14 protein-coding genes are annotated in these 15,636 nt (G+C 57.1%); 7 read left to right on the top strand and 7 right to left on the bottom strand.

Annotated features, from left to right (window positions below; translation table 11 throughout):
• Window positions 1–16: 16 nt before the first annotated feature.
• Window positions 17–1,384, top strand: coding sequence for a Gfo/Idh/MocA family protein (locus OQ371_RS18285; protein WP_265989660.1), 1,368 nt, complete (start codon window positions 17–19; stop codon window positions 1,382–1,384).
• On the top strand, window positions 1,385–3,094 hold the full coding sequence (locus OQ371_RS18290) for a hypothetical protein (protein ID WP_265989662.1): 1,710 nt from the start codon (window positions 1,385–1,387) through the stop codon (window positions 3,092–3,094).
• Between the two features lie 79 nt (window positions 3,095–3,173).
• Here OQ371_RS18290 and OQ371_RS18295 read toward each other — a convergent pair whose 3' ends face one another.
• Both OQ371_RS18295 and OQ371_RS18300 read right to left on the bottom strand, forming a co-directional pair.
• A complete protein-coding gene (locus OQ371_RS18295) occupies window positions 3,174–3,812 on the bottom strand; it encodes a 3-keto-disaccharide hydrolase (protein ID WP_374761421.1) in 639 nt (212 codons plus the stop codon).
• 53 nt (window positions 3,813–3,865) lie between these two features.
• Window positions 3,866–4,783 (bottom strand): ThuA domain-containing protein, encoded by a 918-nt coding sequence (locus OQ371_RS18300; protein ID WP_265989664.1) that lies wholly within the window; start codon window positions 4,781–4,783, stop codon window positions 3,866–3,868.
• Window positions 4,784–4,995: 212 nt separating this feature from the next.
• Here OQ371_RS18300 and OQ371_RS18305 point away from each other — a divergent pair, with 212 nt between their 5' ends.
• The 5 genes from OQ371_RS18305 (at window position 4,996) to galU (ending at window position 10,519) form a co-directional block, all read left to right on the top strand.
• Window positions 4,996–5,367, top strand: coding sequence for a response regulator (locus tag OQ371_RS18305; protein ID WP_265989665.1), 372 nt, complete (start codon window positions 4,996–4,998; stop codon window positions 5,365–5,367).
• A gap of 96 nt (window positions 5,368–5,463) precedes the next feature.
• Window positions 5,464–5,817 (top strand): hypothetical protein, encoded by a 354-nt coding sequence (locus tag OQ371_RS18310; RefSeq protein ID WP_265989667.1) that lies wholly within the window; start codon window positions 5,464–5,466, stop codon window positions 5,815–5,817.
• Between the two features lie 82 nt (window positions 5,818–5,899).
• Complete coding sequence (locus OQ371_RS18315) at window positions 5,900–8,488, top strand: GH116 family glycosyl-hydrolase (protein ID WP_265989669.1); 2,589 nt, start codon at window positions 5,900–5,902, stop codon at window positions 8,486–8,488.
• Between the two features lie 95 nt (window positions 8,489–8,583).
• Window positions 8,584–9,579: a mevalonate kinase family protein gene (locus OQ371_RS18320; RefSeq protein ID WP_265989671.1), complete on the top strand. Its 996-nt coding sequence runs from the start codon at window positions 8,584–8,586 to the stop codon at window positions 9,577–9,579.
• A 70-nt stretch (window positions 9,580–9,649) separates the two neighbouring features.
• Window positions 9,650–10,519, top strand: coding sequence for a UTP--glucose-1-phosphate uridylyltransferase GalU (galU, locus tag OQ371_RS18325; protein WP_265989673.1), 870 nt, complete (start codon window positions 9,650–9,652; stop codon window positions 10,517–10,519).
• A 118-nt stretch (window positions 10,520–10,637) separates the two neighbouring features.
• Here galU and OQ371_RS18330 read toward each other — a convergent pair whose 3' ends face one another.
• Genes OQ371_RS18330 through OQ371_RS18350 form a run of 5 tightly spaced genes read right to left on the bottom strand, consistent with a single transcriptional unit; the run spans window position 10,638 to window position 15,617 of the window.
• Window positions 10,638–11,429 (bottom strand): SDR family oxidoreductase, encoded by a 792-nt coding sequence (locus OQ371_RS18330; RefSeq protein ID WP_265989675.1) that lies wholly within the window; start codon window positions 11,427–11,429, stop codon window positions 10,638–10,640.
• Complete coding sequence (locus OQ371_RS18335; RefSeq protein WP_265989676.1) at window positions 11,422–12,354, bottom strand: Gfo/Idh/MocA family protein; 933 nt, start codon at window positions 12,352–12,354, stop codon at window positions 11,422–11,424. The genes OQ371_RS18330 and OQ371_RS18335 overlap by 8 nt, the downstream gene beginning before the upstream one ends.
• Before the next feature lie 27 nt (window positions 12,355–12,381).
• The gene (locus OQ371_RS18340) at window positions 12,382–13,275 is read right to left on the bottom strand and encodes a type 2 periplasmic-binding domain-containing protein (protein WP_265989677.1); all 894 of its coding nucleotides are present in this window, start codon (window positions 13,273–13,275) and stop codon (window positions 12,382–12,384) included.
• 32 nt (window positions 13,276–13,307) lie between these two features.
• Window positions 13,308–14,339 carry a hypothetical protein gene (locus tag OQ371_RS18345; RefSeq protein ID WP_265989678.1) on the bottom strand — a complete coding sequence of 344 codons (1,032 nt, stop codon included), beginning with the start codon at window positions 14,337–14,339 and terminating at the stop codon, window positions 13,308–13,310.
• Between the two features lie 12 nt (window positions 14,340–14,351).
• A complete protein-coding gene (locus tag OQ371_RS18350; RefSeq protein ID WP_265989679.1) occupies window positions 14,352–15,617 on the bottom strand; it encodes an MFS transporter in 1,266 nt (421 codons plus the stop codon).
• Between the last annotated feature and the right edge of the window lie 19 nt (window positions 15,618–15,636).

Here is a 15,636-nt window from a genome sequence, read left to right on the forward strand (position 1 = left end):
CGAAACCTACACGTAAATGGATCTTTTTAATATTAACCGCCGTCAGTTTCTGCAGGGCGCCACGGCATCGCTGGCGCTCTCGGCATTTGGAGCCCAGGGCATGGACATGCTGCACCAGGGAAAGACCTGGCGCGTCGCTCTGATCGGAACCGGCTGGTACGGCAAAAGTGATTTGTTCCGGCTTATTCAGGTGGCTCCCGTTGACGTTGTGGCCCTTTGTGATGTCGACAAAAACATGCTGGAGGCCGCGGGAAAACTGGTCAGCCAGCGGCAGAAATCCGGCAAAGTACCCAAACTTTACGGCGACTACCGGAAACTATTAGCAGAAAACAAACTGGATATCGTCCTGATCGGAACCCCCGACCACTGGCACGCGCTGCAGACCATCGACGCGTTGAAAGCCGGGGCGCACGTGTATGTGCAGAAACCCATCAGCGTTGACGTAATGGAAGGCGAAGCGATGGTTGCGGCTGCCCGAAAATACAACAAAGTGGTGCAGGTCGGTACGCAGCGCAAAAGCACTCCGCACCTGATCGACGCCAAAAAGAACATTGTCGATGCGGGGTTGCTGGGCAAAGTCTCGCACGTTGAGATGTGCTGTTATTTCCACATGCGGGCCAACGGCAATCCGCCGACCGAACCGGTTCCGGCGTTCCTGGATTACGAAATGTGGACCGGCCCGGCCCCGCTGCGGCCCTACGACGGGTTGCCGCACATCCGCTGGTGGCGCACTTTCAAGGAATACGGCAACGGAATTATGGGCGATATGTGCATTCACATGTTCGATACCGTGCGCTGGATGCTTAAACTCGGCTGGCCGCAGCGCATCAGTTCCGAAGGCGGTATTTACGTGCAGAAAGAAGGGAAATCCAACATTTCCGATACGCAGTCGGCGGTTTTTGAATACCCCGAACTGAACTGCGTCTGGCAGCACCGTACCTGGGGAACGCCCAACAACCCGGAGTATCCGTGGTCGTTTACGCTCTACGGTGATAAGGGAACGCTCTGGGCCAGCACAATGGCCTACGACTTCATTCCGCAGGGCAAAGGCGAGAAAATTCACAAGGATGTGGTCTACGAAAAAGAAAAATACCCGGAAGACAACACCGAAGAACGCATCGAACTGAACGCAGCCCCGGCCACGCGCCTGCACATGCTCGATTTTCTGGCCGCCATCGAGAAAAACAGCCGCCCGGTTGCCGACATTGAGCAGGGTCACATCTCAACGGCGAGCTGCATATTGGCCAACCTTTCCATGGAACTCAAGCGGCCGATGGTCTACGACCCGCAGAAACGCGAGGTCGTTGGCGACAAGGAAGCCACCGCGAAACTGGCCCGCGAATACCGCAAACCCTGGGTTCACCCTGATCCGAAGAAAGTATAGATGGATCGGAGAACATTCGTGCGCATCGGAACGGTTTCGCTGAGCGGTCTGCCCACCTTGACAACGCTCAGCCTGGCCCGTTCCTTTGCCCCCAAAGCCAAGCCCGGCTGGCTGGTGGAGGTGATCAAGGCCAACGATGAGCAGATCGGACAAGTCCGGGCGTACCGGGTCAAGGAGTCCGGCCACCCGGCGTTTGGCGGAGTAAAAGACGGCGAAGATATCCCGAACGCTCAATCGACCGGCGATTTTGTCCGGCGGTGCGCCTGTGCCATTTCCTGCCCCGAATCGTCGTATTACCGCTCGAAAGAACTGCTCAACGAAACGGCGCTGGCGGTGCAGTATTTGCTCAAGATTCAGCATTCGGACGGCACCATTGACCTGCCATCGACCAATTTTCATTCGACGCCGGATACTGGTTTTCTCGTCAAGCGGTTATCGACGGCGTATAGCCTGCTGAACCGCTCCGGAACGCCGGGGCTGGAGACAGTTTTGCCCAACCTCAAAACGTTTCTGCAACGGGCGGGCGAGGCCCTGACGGTGGGCGGTATTCACACCCCGAATCACCGCTGGGTGGTGTCGGCGGCCCTGACGAAACTGAATGCGCTCTGGCCCGACAAGCGCTACGTAAACCGCGTTGAACAGTGGCTGGGCGAACACATTGACATGGATGAGGACGGGCAGTACAACGAGCGGAGCACGCTGATCTACTCGCCCCTGACCGACCGCCTGCTGATCACGATTGCGCGGGGAATGAACAAGCCCGAACTGCTGGAGTTTGTGCGCCGAAACCTGGCCATGACGCTCTACTACATTCACCCGAACGGGGAGGTGGTTTCGGAAGCGTCCGGGCGGCAGGACAAAGCCGGCATCGGTACGCTGGAGGGCTACTACTACCCGGCGCGCTACATGGCTTTGCGGGACCAGAACGGCGAGTTGGCCGCGCTGTGCCGGCAGATCGAGAAAACCGTTCTGCTCAAGGGCGTTTACTTTCTCGATTATTACCTGGACGATTCGGCCCTCTGGAACGAGCTGCCGCCGAGCAAACCGTTGCCGACTCATTACGTCAAATCGTATCCGCATTCGGGCCTGGTCCGGATTCGGCGCGGCAACTGGGACAGTACCATTCTGAAAGCTAACCCGGTCTGGATGACGTTTTCGAAGGGCGAAGCCGTGTTGCAGGGCGTTCGGCTGTCGGCTTCGTTTTTCGGGAAAGGGCAATTTCAGACGGACAAAATCGAGCAGCAGGAAAATGGCTGGGTGTTGACGCAGTCGCTGTCCGGGCCGTATTACCAGCCGATTGCCCGCAACGAAATTGATCCGGCGGGCGATTGGGAGAAAATGCCCCAGTCGAAGCGGAAGCAAACCGAAATTCAGCAATACGAAGCCAAGGTGATCATTCGCGAAACCAGCAGTGGGATGGAGGCTCAGATTGAGATCACCGGAACTGATAACGTGCCGGTGTCGCTGGAACTGATTTTCCGTCCGGGCGGTACGCTGGCGGGGGTAACCAAACATCCCACCCGCGCCAACGCCCACCTGTTGAGTGGGGAATCCGGTTCCTACACGGCCGGGAAAGATACCATCACGTTTGGGCCGGGAAAGGCGCTGCACAAAGGCGTCGTGCTGCGGGGCGCCCTGCCGCCGATGGATTCCCCGACGGTCTACCTGACCGGTTTTACACCCTTTCGACACACCATCCGGCTTTCGTAAGGCATTGAGTCTGGTCTAGCCCCGGATTACATCCGGGGTTATTCCGACTCAATGCCGGCGGGTGGTGGATTTTCCAGACTTACCGCAGTTCTTCCAGCATCAGGTCTTTGTAGTAAACCAGCGCTTTTCCCCCGCCGTGAATCTGCAGACCGATCAGCCCCGATTGCGGAATGGTTTGGTCCGGTTCGGTGTAATCGACGGTTTGTTTGCCGTTGAGGTACAGCCGGATGCGCCGGTTTTCGGCCCGGACTTCGTAATCATTCCAGTCGTTGCGCTTCAGGATTTTGGCGATCAGGGCCGAATCGGGCTTGATCAGGGTTTTGTTCCGGCGTGATTCGTCGTACAGACTGGCCCAGTATCCGTCGCCCAGATCGGCCTGATAGCCAATCATTTCGTGAGCGGGGTTGGTGAGTCGCTTGCTCCGGAACTGAACGCCGGTGTTTACAAAACCGTCGGTTCCGAGCAGCTTGAATTTGACGCGCAACACAAAGTTGGCATATTCGCGCGTCGTACACAGAAAGTCGTTTTTCGGTACGGTTTCGGTCAGGGAGCCACCCACCAGCGCGCCGTCTTCGATACGCCAGGTTTTCAGCGTGTCGCCCTCCCAGCCGCGGAACGTCTTGCCGTCGAAAAGCGGAACCGCTTTCTGCGGAGACCGTGCCATAAAACCCGTCAGCATAACTCCGCCGAGAAGGGTGCAGAAAAGAGAAAATCGCATAAGTAAAGAGTTAGGAATCGGTTACGTAATGGGTAGCGGCTGGGGCGCTGGCTTCAATGCGGACACAGATTTTGGCCCATTTCTTCCGGGGAGGGCTTGGAGGAGTCGATGCCGCCCGCGGGAACCTCGGCTTTGGCCACCCAGCTGATGGCATTCAGAACCAGCTTCCGGACGTTGTCGTCGGCCCAGACGCGGTGGTAATGCCCGCCGGTGATGCCAAACCCCCGACCGCCGTCGGGCCGCTCCCGGCACCAGGCCATGTGCTGGGGTTGTCCTGCTTCGGCCCGGACGGCCGGATTGCCTTCGTGCGGACCGTCTTTCCGCTCCAATGTGGAAGCGGGCGGAACCGTGGTCAGGATGGGCGTTACGCCCTCCATATTCTTCCGGAAACGCATGTGGTAATACCATTCGTCGTTGGTCGCAAACGGCTTTACGCCGGTGGTGATGGCGTGTTTGGGCAGACTCCGGTACTCGGCGTTCCAGACCGGATTGACCGACCAGTAGGTTTCAAAATAACCGCCGATCCAGTCCAGAAAATAATTGCCTGCCATTCCCTTGGGAACTTCAACGGCGTAGTGAATGCAGACCAGTCCGACGCCTTTTTTCATCAGGTCATTCATCGACTCAAGGTGCTTGAGAACCATGTGGCTATCCCCGCCATCGCCGTAAATGACCACGGCCGCGGCCTGATCGAACGCGTTCCGGGTGGTGGGCCAGCCCGCAAAAACTTCGGTTTCTAAGGCCGGAACGGCTTGTTTAAGCCGTTTGGCCAGCAACATACAGCCCGCTTTGTGCTCATGTTCGCCCGCTCCGTGGCTGCATCCTCCCGCAATGAACACCACCCGTTTTTTGGCCGGTGCCGGGGCGGCATGGACCCCGTCGGACCGTACCGTGCAGGCCGGGAAAAAAGTCGTCAGCAGGCTTCCAAGACTTAACAGACCAACGATAGAAAGAGATAGAAACGGGCGCATGGTGTTTTTCGGATTGGGATTATAAGTAAAAGAAACCGGCGGCTCGTAACTACTAATGAGTCAGCCTCCGATGAATTTCTATTCATAACGACGAAAAACCGTCTTTGGCAACCGTATACAAACATTCTTTAGCGAATGGCGTGGTATTTGTGCAGTATTTTCTAGTTAGAATTGCTCATTAATTCGGATTGACTCTTTTCCCTACGCATTAAATGAAAAAGTCAGTATTGGTTGTCGAAGACCAGTCTTCGCAACGGAAAATAATAGTTGATGCGCTGCAAAAGGCCGGTTATTCCGTTTTCCAGGCCGCTGATGTGCAGCAGGCCATTCAACTCCTGCAACAGCACAAGCCCGACGTTCTGGTAGCCGATATGCACTTACCCAGCGGGGATGGGGGAGAGGTGATTCGGGAAGCCCGGAAGCTTCCGGGGCCCTCCATTGCGATCGTGGCCGTTTCCATCGACCTGGCTATTCTAAATCAGAATCTGACGGCTACCTATGCCGCGGATGCTTATTTATCGAAACCGTTTCATCCGCGCGAGTTGCTCAAGATCGTGGAAGAACTGGTTGGAATCCAGCTCTGATAACCGGCCGCTGTTGAGGAAATAGCTGGCTTACGTATGTACTTTATAATTTGCCCCGTTCAATTCACGTTTGTTCTATACCGGGCTCGCTAACTAATGGAAACGTCGATTCAATACGCTATGTCCGGCTCTCAGGCTCATTCTTTGTCCAATCCCAGGTGGAGTAAACACGTTCAGGAATCGTTTGATCTTTATCACGAACTGGATGTGTTGAGGGATAAAATTCAGGACCCGGATACGGCCCAGGAAGTGGATGACTGTCTGCAACACTTATTGTTTACATTGAATGCCGTGTTTATTGACATGGGAAAGGCACCGGGTCCGGCTGATCCGGAAGCCCTGAGCGAATTCATGCGGCAGATTTCCCGGCGCTTGCAGGCCGAAAACCGTTTGGCGAAAGAACTGCTCGAGCGGGTGCGCAGTGCGGAAAATAATCTGCTGACGGAGTAAATTCCCGGGTGCCAACTTGGAAACGAATCGTTCTCCCATCGAACCACTTTCGTACCTTTGTCAGGACTTAACTTCCTGACCCATGACTCGTTCCTGCATTTGCGTACTCCTGGCCTTCCGGCTGGCGGCTCAGCTTGCTATGGCGCAGTGGCAACCCGCGCCTTGGCCCGTTTTGAAGCACTACGACAAAGACCACCTCTACAATATTGCCCTGCCGCTGGGCGGTATCGGCACCGGCACGGTTTCGCTGGGTGGCCGGGGCGAACTGCGCGACTGGGAGATCATGAACAAACCCGCCAAGGGGTTCAGTACCGTGACGGTTGGGAACAACGCGCCGTTTTTTGCTATCAACGTCCGGCCCGTCAACGGGAAACCAATGACCAAGGCCCTGCTGGGCCCGCTCGACCCCGCTGAATACCTCCACTACGAAGGCCGACCGGTCAATCAGCACGGCTTTCCGCGTTTTACCGATGCGTCGTTCGAGGCCGCTTACCCGCTGGGGCAGGTGAATCTGTCGGACCCGAAAATGCCGGTGCGGGTAAGAATCAAGGGTTTTAACCCGTTCGTGCCGGGCGACGCCGACGCGAGCGGTATTCCGATGGCCGTGCTGGCGTACGAAGTAACCAATACCGGCCGGGAGCCGCTGACGGTATCGGTTTGCGGATCGATGCGCAATTTTATTGGGAAAGACGGCAGCCAAAGCCGCAAGGACTGGAAAGGGGATGTGATTCCACTAGGCGCAAAAAAAAACCAAAACCGGTACCGGGCGGGTGATGGTTTCCGGGGAATCTATATGTTCTCCGACAGCGTTGATCGGCAGGATCCGGCCTGGGGGACCCTTGCCCTGACAACCAACAGCCCGTCCGGCGTGAGCTACCGCACGTCCTCACGCTCCAACGACTGGGAAAACGCCATGCTCGATTTCTGGGACGATTTCAGCGCCGACGGCCAGCTGACGGAACAAGACAAACTGGTGGACGACGACCCGCTGGCGTCGCTGGCCGTACAGAAAACCATTGCGCCGGGGCAGACTCAGACCTATTCGTTTTTCATTACCTGGAGTTTTCCGAACCGCCCGGCCTGGTCGTCGTTTTCGTTGCAGCCGGGGCAACACACCGTCGGTAATTATTACGCAACCCAATACGCCAACGCCTGGGAGGTAATGACGAAGACGCTCCCGCGATTACCGGCGCTAGAGCAGAAAACGCTTCAGTTTGTGAACGCCTTTCTGGCAAGCACCTACCCGGATGTGATCAAGGAAGCGGCTTTGTTCAATCTGGCGACGCTGCGTTCGCAAACGGTTTTCCGGATTCCAAGCGGGCACCTGATGGGGTGGGAGGGCATTTTTGATGAGAACGGGTCCTGCTTCGGCTCGTGTACGCACGTCTGGAATTACGAACAGGCCACGGCGTTTCTGTTCGCGGACTTGTCGCAGTCGATGCGCGACATTGAATTTAATCACGCAACCAGCAACACCGGCAAGATGAGCTTTCGGGTGATGCTGCCGCTGTCGAAAGCGCAGGACTGGAACAACGCGGCCGCCGACGGGCAGATGGGAACGGTTTTGAAATTGTACCGCGACTGGCACCTGTCGGGCAATCCGGAGTTTCTGCGGAGAAATTGGGAGCCGGTTAAACGGGTGATGAGCTACGCCTGGATTCCGGGCGGTTGGGACGGAAACCAGGATGGGGTGATGGAAGGCCGGCAGCATAACACGATGGACGTGGATTATTTCGGACCCAATCCGCAGATGGGCTTCTGGTACCTGGGCGCGCTGAAGGCCACCGCCGAAATGGCAACGGCCATGAAGGACAAGGCGCTGGCCCAGAAGTGCCTGGACCTGTACCGGAAAGGCAGCGCCTGGATGGATCAGCATCTGTTCAACGGGGAATATTACGAACACAAAATCACCGACCCGAAAACGTTTGCCTTTCTGGATTGGGAAAACAACCCGAACGTGGCCGTACCGGATTATCAGTTGGGAAAAGGCTGTCTGGTGGATCAGTTGGTTGGGCAGATGATGGCGCACATGCTGGGGCTGGGCTACCTGGCCAAACCGGAAAACATTCAGAAAACGCTGCAAAGCGTGATGAAATACAATTACCTGGACAACTTCTCCGATCATTTTAACAACATGCGGTCCTACGTCATGGGCGACGAAGCGGGCCTGCTGATGGCGAGCTGGCCGAAGGGACGTTTGAAGGTGCCGTTTCCGTATTTTGCCGAATCCATGACCGGTTTTGAATACACAGCCGCCGTCGGAATGCTCTACGAAGGCCAGACCGAAAATGCGCTCAAATGCTTGAAAAGCATCCGTGACCGCTTCGATGGCCGCAAACGTAATCCGTTCAACGAACCCGAGTGCGGCCATCACTACGCCCGCTCGATGACCAGCTGGAATGCCGTGCTGGCCTGGAGTGGGTTTCGGTATTCGGGCGTCACGGAATCAATGGCATTGACTTCCCGACCGGGTACGTACTTCTGGTCAAACGGGTCGGCCTGGGGAACGTGCACGGTTGCCCCGGAGGGCGCCGTAAACCGGGTGTCGCTCACGGTTCTGAACGGCAAAATCCGGCTTCGTCAGGTCGAACTTCAGGGGGGTGGAACGCAGCGGTTTAAGCAGGCCCAGGAAGTGGGCGAGGGCGGCAAATTGGATTTTAAAGTGTTGTAACCGGGGGTCGGAAGCGCCATTTATTCATTATTCATTGTTCAATAGCTATTTAACTCCTAACTTGCCGACTACGTTACCACCAATCAGTCAAACCCTTGATTATTGAAACACGCGCCTACGCCCGCGCCGGGCTGCTGGGTAATCCATCCGACGGTTTTTTCGGCAAAACGATTTCAATCTCCGTTCGAAATTTTGGTGCATCAATCTCGCTGTACGAGTCGCCGGAACTGAACATTGAGCCCCAACCGCAGGACACCAACTCGTTTCGGAGCATTTATCACCTGCGTGACGCCGTGGCTTCGCTGGGCTACCACGGCGGAATACCGCTCATCAAAGCCGCCCTCAAACGGTTCTGCGAATACTGCGACCAGCACGGTATTCGGCTTCCGAACCGGAACTTTACCATCCGCTACAGCACGTCCATACCGCGTCAGGTGGGCCTTTCGGGCTCCAGCGCCATTGTGGTGGCCACGTTCCGGGCGTTGATGAAGTTCTACCAGATCGACATTCCGCTGCCGCAGCTGCCTACGCTGGTGCTGAAAACCGAGTCGGAAGAGCTGGGCATTACGGCGGGCTTGCAGGACCGGGTGATTCAGTGCTACGAAGGTTGCGTTTACATGAACTTCGACCGCGAGCAGATCGAACGGTGCGGCCACGGCATCTACGAACCCGTTGACCCCCGGCTGCTGCCCAAATTGTACATTGCCTACAAAACTTCACTGGGCAAACAGTCGGGCCGGATTCACAACGATGTGCGTTCGCGCTGGGACAAAGGGGAGGAGCTGGTCGTCAGGACGTTGCAGGAGATTGCCGACGTAGCCCGCCAGGGCCGCGAAGCGCTGCTGAACAACGACACCAGTGAATTACACGCCCTGGTCAACCAGAACTTCGACCTGCGCACCCGGATTTACAACATCAGCGAAAGCAACCTGGAAATGATCTCGGCCGCCCGTCGCATCGGCGCATCAGCTTCCTTTGCCGGGTCGGGCGGGGCCATTGTCGGCACCTACAAAGACGACGACATGCTCAACCGTCTGTTCGTCGAAATGAAGCAGCTCAACGCCCGCGTTATCAAACCGTACGTGGTTTAATTGCAAAGGAGTGAGTGAATAAGATCGAAGATCAGGCTTCACTCATTCGCTCATTCACTCATTAAAAATTATGATCAAGAAAGCCGTAATTCCCGCTGCCGGTCTGGGAACCCGTTTTTTGCCGGCCACCAAAGCGCAACCCAAAGAAATGCTGCCGATCATCGACATGCCCACCATTCAGTACGTGGTGCAGGAAGCCGTCGATTCGGGTATTGAAGATATTTTGATTATCACCGGCAAAGGCAAACGCTCCATCGAAGACCACTTCGACCGGAACTACGAACTCGAAACCCGACTCGAAGAAAAGGAAGACGAAGCGCTCCTGCTCGAGATGCGCCGGTTATCGGACATGGCCGATATTCATTTTGTGCGTCAGAAAGAACTGAATGGGTTGGGAGATGCCATTTATTACGCGCGGCACCACGTTGGCAATGAGCCGTTTGCGGTTTTGCTGGGCGATACCATCATGGATTCGGTGATACCGGTAACGCAGCAGTTAATCGATACGTATGATCAATACCGCGGCACGGTTATCGCCGTGGAAGAGGTTCCGACCGACAAGGTAAATCGGTACGGTATTGTTGGCGGCACAACGCTGAGTGACAGCATTATGGAGCTAAATAATCTGGTTGAAAAACCCGCCATCGACGCGGCTCCCTCCAACCTGGCCATTGCCGGTCGGTATATTCTGACGCCCGATATTTTTGCCGCCATCGAACAGACGCCCAAAGGCAAAAACAACGAGATTCAGCTGACGGACGCCATGTTGCTGCTGCTTAAGCGGGAAAACATTTATTCGCACCGCATTGAGGGCAAACGGCATGACATTGGTAACAAGCTGGACTTCCTGAAAACCACGGTTGAATTTGCTCTGAAACGTAAGGAGTTTTCCGCCCCATTCCTGAAGTTTTTAAAAGAAATCGTCGCCGAGCATTCCTGAGCCGCGCCCAAGTCTTTTTAGAACAAAAGCCCGTCAGCTGGATCCTGACGGGCTTTATTGTTAGAAGAAATTAGTTACCTGAAGAAGTTTAATCGACTCAAAGCCATTGACGTGCGTGTTACCAGCTGGTCCAACCGCCATCGACGGCGATAGTCTGCCCGGTCACGTAGGAAGCGGCTTCGGAGAGCAGAAAGGCAACGGTTCCGGCAATTTCCGGCGACTGGCCAACGCGCCCCAGCGGGGTTTTCCGGGCCAGCCGCTCCACAAATTCCGGTTCGTTTTGCTGCACCGCCGGGTTGGGAAACGGGCCGGGCGAAATGCAGTTGCAGCGCACACCCTGCCGCCCCCAGTGCACGGCCAGGTAGCGGGTCATCTGAATGATACCGGCTTTGCCGACGCCGTACTCAATCGGATTCTTGTTCATGGGGGCTTCATAGGCGGCCGGGTCGGGCGAAACCGATCCGTACATGCTGGAAAACAGCACCAGACTCCCCCGACCCAACTGGGCCATTTCCTGCCCCACCTGCCGGGCCAGCAGGAAAGTGGCCGTCAGTCCGCCGTGGTTTACCTCATCAAAATCCTGCTCTGTGAGTTCCTCCAGCTTTTTTCCGGTCGAAGCAAAGGCCAGATTGACCAGGCCGTGCGGAACGCCCCGCGTCGCCAGCTGTTCGCTCACGAAGGACTGGATGGCCGTGCCCTGCCGAATGTCGAGCGTAGCGGGGGTAACCTGGGAGGTCAGTTTAGACGCATTGACAAACGCGCCCGCCCGGTCTTCCAGGTCGGCGCAGAGAACCGTCGCGCCCGCAGCGGCCAGCAGCCGAACGGTAGCCTGCCCCAGGTAGCCCGCTCCGCCAATCACCCAGATGTCTTTTCCGGCCAGACCGAACGTTGTTGCAAATAGATCAGTCATGGGAGGATTTCAGGGATACAGTTTTTCCGCCTTCAGACAAGCTTTCCTGGGCCGCCAGCAGGGTGCGGATGATCGCTTCGGTTTTGTCGAACCCCAGCCGCGGCTTGTTTTTCTCCACGGATCGGATGAATTCAATCAGGTTGTCCCGAAACATGCCAAACCAGTTTTTAACTTCGATCAGCCGCCAGCCCTCTTTCCCAAACAGCGAAATCTGAAACGTCAGGGCAATGTCCATGAACAGGTGCACGGTTGCCTGAAAGCCGTCGGCAAATTCCAGGTGGACCACATCCCCGCCCTCGCGGCCAACGTGCCGCACCGCAACGGGCGTCGGATCGTCCAGGAGCATAAACAAGCCTTCCAGCATGTGAACGCCGTACTTGATCCAGTCTTTTTTACCGACGGCCGTGGCCAGTTGCAGCTTCCCGAGGGCCCCGAATTCGTTCTTCACGGCCCGGAGTTCGGTAGCGTACCGCATGGACGAGCACGACATAATGAACTTGCCGCGGGCAGCCTGCTCCGCGAAATACCCCAGGTCGTCGAGGTTGCTCGCCAGTGGTTTATCGATAAAAAGCGGCACCCCCGCTTCGATGAACGGTCTGGCCATTGCCACGTGGTGTTCGGGATCGTCGCGGGCCAGGATGACCGCATCCACCTGCCCAATCAGGTCCGTCAGTTCGTCCGCCACGTGTTCAACCCGCACGGCTTTGGCGATGCTTTCCGAAATGGTCCGGTCCTGCGCCCAGACGTGCGTAACCCGCGCGCCCGGAATACCCAGCAAATCGCGGTTGGCCGTCAGGTAGGCCGATACGCCCGGAAAGCCCACCCGGTTGATCTCCTCCGCGTCGAAAAAGCCGTTGACGATGGCCGACCAGGAGTACGGGTGGGCGTTGCCCGCACTCATGCCAATGATTCCAATTCTAACCACAAGTGTGTCGTTTGCAAGAGGTCGCTGTTACTTCGACCCAATTTTTAAAATCGCGTAAGCCGCCCCGGCGCGAACATCGGCGTTTTCGTGCTTCAGCAGGGGCGTCAGAACCGGTACATCGGCCAGGGTTCCTTTTTCGGCCAGGGCGGCCGTCAGTTCCAATTGGTCGCCGGTAGCCGGCGAATGCTGGGCCGCCAACAGTTGGGTCCGGACTTGATGATACTCCTCCGAATCGGTGGCCTGGCCGGGCGCGGTCACCAGCGCCGTGTGCAGCAGGCTCAGGCGGGCACCCGCAGCAGGCGGCTCGTTCAGGGCAGAACGAGCTATTTTTTGCCAGTCGGCGGAGTTCAATCCACCCAGTCGCCGGAGGATGAATGCCCCCAGTTTGCGCCGGGCGACTTCTTCGGTGGGGTCGATGGCCAAGTTCAGGAACGTTTGCCTGTTGGTGGGTAGGGTTTCGGGGTCGGCTAGCGTTGCGCCCCACAGCGTGTACAGGGCTAACGCCGGGTTGTCGCCCGCGAGGGCTTTCCGGGTGGCTTCGGCATCGACGGTGATCGGAGAAATACCCAGCTTGGCCAGGGTTTCGGCGGCATGGATGCGGTCGGGACCGTTGGGATCTTTAAACGCTTCGGCAATGGCGTCCGTCCATTTTTTCTTTTCCTGCGGGGTGGTAGCCGCCTGGGCCAGCACCCGCCAGATGCCAATGCGGTACGGCGATTTGGTGGCAAACTTCCGCAGTTCATTCTGGTAAATGTCCTGCACCCCGGCGGGCTGACCGAGCCAAAGCAGATACTCGGCTGCGTGCACTTTAACCCATTCCTGCTCTGTTTTCAACACCGTTCGGAGTTCCTGAAGGCATTGATTCCGCAGGGCGTCGGAAATGGGTTGGGCCGATAGCGATGGATTTACCAGATGAATCATGAGAAAAAGAGAAAGAAAGTACCGAACCATAGTCAAAGCTTGTCAAGCGGAACCTGCGCCAGGTAAATGGCCGATTTGCCGTCGTGCGTTGAATAATACGACACCCAAAGTTGATTCTGGTGGATGACCATCCCCGGATAGCTGGCATCGCCACTGCTGGGAAACGGAATCGTTTGGGTAATCGCTCCGCTCCGGTCCGCCAGAAACAGGGCCATTTTGTGGGGCGACTCGTAATTCCGGGAGCCGATCACCAGCTTGCCGTCGTCCCGGATCAGGAAGTTGGGGCCGCCCAACCGGATCGTCAGCTTGTGGTACGTCCAGTCGGTGTACGGGGCCGGACTTTCGGCCAGCACGCCCATCTGGTCCTCGGCTTCCCGGCGGATCAGCACCAGCATCTTCCCGGTTTTGTCGAACCGGATGGTCGATTCATTCGGACGACCGCTCACGGCGAGGTCGGAAACCTTGTCGTAGCGAATCCCGTCTTTGGTTTTCAGCAGGTACACCACCCATTTGTCGTCGGTCTGAATCTGGTAGTCGATGGCGTAGCCCGTGCCGTTGTGCCAGGTTGTGCGCCAGATCCAATCCTTGGAAGGAGAAATAGCCGGGTCCAGAGTCGATTTCTGGGGTGCCGAAAAGCTCGTTCCTTTTTTGTCCGAAAAAGAAACCATCGGCGCAATCCGCTGCACTTTCACCTTCCCGCCCGTTGGCCCGAAAACCGCCCCGGCCATTGTCACCATGAGCCGCTGGTCGGGCGTAATGGTTAGTTTCGGGTCGCGCAGGTCGATTTCGGGAATGGCCAGCAGGGCGACGCTGGTCCAGTCGTTGCCGTCGCTGGATTTGAGAATACGCACCTTGCCGCTGTTGGTCATGTCCACGTGGGTAAGCCCCTCGCGGAAGGTGCAGTAAAAGGCGTCGTTGAACCGCACCAGATCCGTAAAGGCACTGTGGGGCGGCTCATCCCAGATTTTGGTAACGCGCACGTACTCCGGAAACAGACCATCCTGCGCCCGGGTTGACCGCCAACAACACAAAAGAAGGGGTAGGAATAACAGAAATGGTTTCATAGGAATCGGTGATTAATCTTCGGCCTTTAGATTCGTTTGCGATTTGAGCCAGAACAACGTGGCCGCGCAGATCAGCAGCAACACCGTCGCGACCTGGAACAACTGGCTGAAACTAACCTGGGCATCCCGCAGCGCTCCCCCGGCGTAGAGGCCCACACCACCAATGATGCAACTGCCCAGATTCAGGATGCCGTAGCCCGTCGCCCGGTACCGTTCGTCAGCAATCATACACAAAATCGGCATCATGTTGGTATCGCTGAACACCCGCGTGAAGGCGTAAAAAATAAAACCGATAATGGCAACGGGCAGAAGGCTCGTGGTGCTGGCAATAAAAATAGCCGGGGCGGCAATGCAGAGCGCCAGGGCAGGGACCAGAATCCGGCCCCGCGGGTTGTTCCGACTCACGCGGTCAGTGAGCGCCCCGCCGGTCAGGACGCCCACCAGCGCGGCCGTGTGGAAATAGCCAGTGGCGTACAGCCCGGCCTGCGATTGGGGCAGGTGAAAATGCTCCTGGTAAAACGTGGGCAACCAGCCGACAATCAGCCAACCGACCACCCCCAGCAGGGCCCAGAACACCAGCAACAGACTGAACGCCGGTTTGCTGAACAGGTTCCGAACGGCTTCCCCGAACCGCACCGGAGTATCGGTTTGGACCACCACGGTTTCAGTCTCCACCGGCCGGGGGGCGTCGCGCAAGAAGAAAACCAGTACCACGGCGTAGAAAATGCCCACCAACCCAAAAACGCTGAAAGCCGCGCTCCAGTCCCGTTGCTCGGCAATCATACCGCCCAGAAAACCCAGACTCTGCCCGACCATTACCCCGGCGATGTGAATGCCTGTCGCCAGCGAGCGGGTACTTCCCCGGTGGTAGTCGACAATCAGGGCCATGGCCGCCGGGATGTAGCAGGCTTCACTAATGCCCATCAGCGCCCGGGTCGCCAGCAGTTCCTCAAAGGTGGTAGCGTGGGCCGTCAGCCAGGTGACCAGCGACCAGACAAACAGACTGCCGATGATGACCCGGCTGCGGTTGAAACGGTCGGCCAGAAAACCGGCGTAGGGACTCAGGAGGCCATACACCCAGAGAAAAACCGCCGTTAGCAACCCAAACTGCGCGTCGGTCATCGGAATAGCCGCCTTAATCGACTCGCGCATGGTCGTGATCATGATGCGGTCGAGGTAGTTAAGGCAGCCCACCACGCAGAGCAGCGCAACGACCAGCCAGGCCCGGGCGGGAACGGGGGCGACTTTCGGCTTGAGGGCAATCGTGTCGGTTTTCATAGAAGGGTTGGGTCGGTGC

Source organism: Larkinella insperata (assembly GCF_026248825.1).
Taxonomy (GTDB): Bacteria; Bacteroidota; Bacteroidia; order Cytophagales; family Spirosomataceae; genus Larkinella; species Larkinella insperata.